Annotated in this window: 2 protein-coding genes; one reads left to right on the top strand and one right to left on the bottom strand. The window is 72.7% G+C overall.

Going from position 1 to position 923, the window contains the following annotated elements:
* A partial coding sequence (locus tag JGS39_RS39740) for a dihydrodipicolinate synthase family protein (RefSeq protein WP_219574621.1) occupies positions 1-612 on the top strand: 612 nt, incomplete at its 5' end.
* A gap of 73 nt (positions 613-685) precedes the next feature.
* Here the strand turns inward: JGS39_RS39740 and JGS39_RS39735 are convergent.
* Positions 686-923: LPXTG cell wall anchor domain-containing protein (locus JGS39_RS39735; RefSeq protein WP_219574620.1), on the bottom strand; the 238-nt coding region annotated here is incomplete at its 5' end.

The following is a 923-nucleotide window of genomic DNA, read 5'->3' as shown; positions in this document are numbered from 1 at the left end:
ACCGCGCCGTTCTACACCCGCACCAGCGACCAGGAGATCGACCGGCACTTCCGCGACGTCGCCGCCGCGATCGAACTGCCGCTCCTGGCGTACGACGTACCGGTCTGCGTCCACAGCAAGCTGACCCCGGAGCTGCTCCTGCCGCTCGCCGCCGACGGCGTGCTGGCCGGTGTGAAGGACTCCAGCGGGGACGACGGCTCGTTCCGCCGGCTGGCCATCGGCGCCCGCGAACTGCCGGACTTCTCCGTCCTGACCGGGCATGAGCTGGTCGTCGACGCGATGATGCTCGGCGGCGCCGACGGCTCGGTCCCGGGGCTCGGCAACGTCGACCCGCACGGGTACGTACGCCTCCACCACGCCGCGGTCACCGGCGACTGGGCGGCGGCGAAGGCCGAGCAGGACCGTCTCGTCGCGCTCTTCGACATCATCCGGGCCGCGCGCCCGGGCACCGCGTCCGCCACGGCGGCCGGACTCGGCGCGTTCAAGACCGCGCTGATGCTGCGCGGGGTCATCACCACCAACGTGATGAGCCCGCCGATGCGCCGGCTGGACGCCGCGGAGACGGCGGCGGTCGCCGACTGCCTCGACCGTGCGGGACTCTCCCGGGTCTGACACCCGGACATGAGAAGGTCCGGCCGGACAGCTTCGCGCTGTCCGGCCGGACCTTTTCGCGTGCGGGGCTACTTCACTTCTGCGCGGCGCGGCTGCGGCGCATCAGCAGGCCACCACCGAGGACGAGGGCGGCACTGGCGCCACCCGCGATGCCCAGGTTGTCGTTGGCACCGGTGTGCGCCATCTGCGGCGGCTTGTGGTGCTTGGGCGGCGTGTGGTGCCAGGTGTGGGTCGGCGGGTTGTGCGGGTGCCAGGTGTGGGTCGGCGGGTTGTGGGTCGGCGGGTTGTGCGGGTGCCAGGTGTGGGTCGGC

The sequence above is a fragment of the Streptomyces poriferorum genome, from assembly GCF_019399235.1.
GTDB lineage: Bacteria > Actinomycetota > Actinomycetes > Streptomycetales > Streptomycetaceae > Streptomyces > Streptomyces poriferorum.
The sequence above is the reverse complement of the archived record's forward strand: the minus strand, read 5'-3'. Positions and strand labels throughout refer to the sequence as shown.